The organism is Rhodopseudomonas sp. G2_2311 (assembly GCF_047501505.1).
Classification (GTDB): domain Bacteria; phylum Pseudomonadota; class Alphaproteobacteria; order Rhizobiales; family Xanthobacteraceae; genus Rhodopseudomonas; species Rhodopseudomonas palustris_H.
Genome location: NZ_JAZDRK010000012.1, coordinates 1 through 2,853, shown reverse-complemented (window position 1 = coordinate 2,853; position 2,853 = coordinate 1). Strand labels below are relative to the sequence as shown.

1 protein-coding gene is annotated in these 2,853 nt (G+C 66.5%); it reads right to left on the bottom strand.

The window, feature by feature from the left end:
* Nucleotides 1–21 precede the first annotated feature (21 nt).
* A complete protein-coding gene (locus VRZ08_RS15990; RefSeq protein ID WP_414533249.1) occupies nt 22–2,847 on the bottom strand; it encodes a chemotaxis protein CheW in 2,826 nt (941 codons plus the stop codon).
* Between the last annotated feature and the right edge of the window lie 6 nt (nt 2,848–2,853).

Genomic DNA, 2,853 nt, shown 5'->3' with positions numbered 1-2,853 from the left:
GGGTGTCCTTCCTGGTCTCGCTCATGCCGCCTGCTCCAGCACTTCGGGCGTCGCATGCATCGTGGTCTGCTCCTTCAGCGCCGCGATCAGGCCGGGCCGGTCGAACTTGGCGATGTAGTCGGTCAGACCGGCCTGGCGGCCGCGCTCGATCGCCGCCGGCGACACTAGCGAGCTCAGCGCGATCACCGGCAGGCTCGACATCTTGGTGTCGGAGCGGATCGCCTCGGCGAACTCGAAGCCGTTCATCTCCGGCATCTCGATGTCGGTCAGGATCACGTCGAACTGCGCACCCGAGCGCAGCACGGCGAGGCCCTCGACCGCCGAGGTCGCAACGCGGACCTTGTAGCCCGCCGCCTTCAGCACCGGACCCAGCATGTTGCGGAAGAACGCACTGTCATCGACCAGCAGCACCGAGCGCGTGGTCATCGTCTGCCGCATCTCCTTGCGCGCCAGCCAGTCGGAGAACGCCATCGGCAAGAAGTGCGCGACGTCGATCACTTCGGTGGCCTGGCCCTTGATCACCGCCGAGCCGAGAATGCCCTCGCGGCTGGAGCCGACCTGGATGTGCAGATGCTCCTCGACGATGTCGACGATCTCGTCGACCACAAGGCCCATCGACCGGTCCTCGTCGGCGAACACCAGGATCGGCTGCACGCCGCTTGTCGCGACATCGACGCCTTCCATCAGCACCAGCGGCATCAGCTGGTCGCGGTACTGCACCATGTAGCGGCCGTTCGACCTCTCGATCTTGTCGGCGGCGATCTCTTCCAGGCGCGTCACCAGCGACAGCGGCACCGCCTTGGGCTGGCTCGAGCCGGCGCGGAACACCAGAAGCGAGGTGAGCTGTTCGGCCGAGGCGTTGCGGCTCGCCGCCGCCTGATCGGAGATATCGTGCTGCGCCGACACCGCGGTGCCGAGCGCCTGCGCGATCCCGTTCGGATCGACGATCATGATCACCGCGCCGTCGCCCAGGATGGTGTTGCCCGAGAACATTCCGATGTGACGCAGCTTGGTCGACATCGGCTTGACGACGATTTCTTCGGTGTGGAACACGCCGTCGACCACGATGCCGAAGGTCTGGCTGCCGACCTGGGTCACCACGATGAAGCCGTTCTCCGGCTCGCTATTGGCGCCCTCGTCGATGCCGAGCAGCTTCTTCAGATGGATCAGCGGCAGCAGCTTGTCGCGGAGACGAAGAACGGGCGTGTCCTTGATCCGCTCGATGCGGTGCTCGGAGTTGGCCCGCGCCCGCACCAGTTCGACCACGGCGAGCTGCGGGATCGCGAACCGGTCACCGCCGGCCTCCACGATCAGTGCCGAGACGATCGCCAGCGTCAGCGGGATCTTGATGGTGATCGCCGAGCCTTCGCCCGCGACCGACTTCACTTCAATCGTGCCGCCGATCTGGTCGATATTGGTGCGCACCACGTCCATGCCGACGCCGCGGCCGGACACCGAGGTGACGGCGGCGGCGGTCGAGAAGCCCGGCGCGAAGATGAACTTGTGGATCTGCGCCTCGGTCATCTTCTCGAGTTCGGCCTCGGTGACCAGACCGTTGGCCAAGGCCTTGGCCTTGATCCGTTCGGTGTCGAGCCCGCGGCCGTTGTCGGCGATGCAGATCACGATGTGGCCGCCCTCGTGATAGGCGGACAGGCGGATGGTGCCCTGCTCGGGCTTGCCGGCGCGCGCCCGGTCCTCGGGCTTCTCCAGCCCGTGGTCGGCGGAGTTGCGCACCATGTGGGTGAGCGGGTCCTTGATCAGGTCGAGCACCTGGCGGTCGAGCTCGGTGTCGGCACCGTGCATCTCCAGCTCGATGTGCTTGCCGAGTTCGGCGGCCAGATCCCGGACGATGCGGGGCAGCTTCTGCCAGGCGTTGCCGATCGGCTGCATCCGGGTCTTCATCACCCCGTCCTGCAGCTCGGCGGTGACGGTGGAGAGCCGCTGCAGCGGCACCTTGAACTCGTTGTCCTCGTGGCGCCGGCTGATCTCCAAGAGCTGGTTACGGGTCAGCACCAGCTCCGACACCATCGTCATCAGGTGTTCGAGGGTATCGACATTGACCCGGATCGACTGGTTGGCGACGCCGCCGGCGGCACCACCTTCAGCCGCACCCTCGCCGTCGCCGCCGGACTTCTTCGCCGCCGGCTTGGCGGCGGGTTTGGCGGCGGGCTTGGCCGGCTTCGGTTCAGGCTGCGCAGCTTCGGCCACGGCCGCCGGCGCCTCGCTCACGGCCGGCTGCAGCGGCGGGGAAGCCATCTCGATCTCGGTCTCGCGGAAGGCGCGCTCCAGCTCGTCCAGCGACACTTCGCCCGGCCGCAGCGGACGCTCCAGCGTCTGCGCCACCAGGGTGCCTTCGGTCGAATTGGCGTCGGCCGCAGCCGCCACAACGGCTTCGGCAGGAGCTTCGGCCACAGCGACCTCGGCGACGTCCGCCGGCACCGTGCCACCAAGCTCGGCCGCGATCTCCTCCGGCGAGCGCATCGACAACCGCTCCAGCTCCCCGATCAGGTCGCCGTCCTCGCCCTCGGGCTCGGCCTGGGTCGCCTCCAGCTGGGTCAGAATGTCCTTGATCCGGTCGATCGTGGTCAGGATCAGCGTCACCGCCTCCCCCGTCACCGGCATCCCGTCCCGGAATTTGCCCATCAGGGTCTCGGCCGCATGCGCAAGCGCTTCAAGCCGCGGCAATCCTAGAAACCCGCACGTCCCCTTGATGGTGTGAACAAGACGAAAAATATTGTCCAATATCTTCGCGTTGTTCGGCTCCTGCTCAAACCGGACCAACTGGTTGTCAACCGTGTCCAGGCTCTCGAAGGTCTCCGTCAAAAACTCACGAAGAAGATCGTCCATACGCGT

Bases quoted from the DNA above. Each gene is read 5' to 3' on its own strand.
- VRZ08_RS15990 (WP_414533249.1), bottom strand. From the start codon at position 2,847: ATGGACGATCTTCTTCGTGAGTTTTTGACGGAGACCTTCGAGAGCCTG.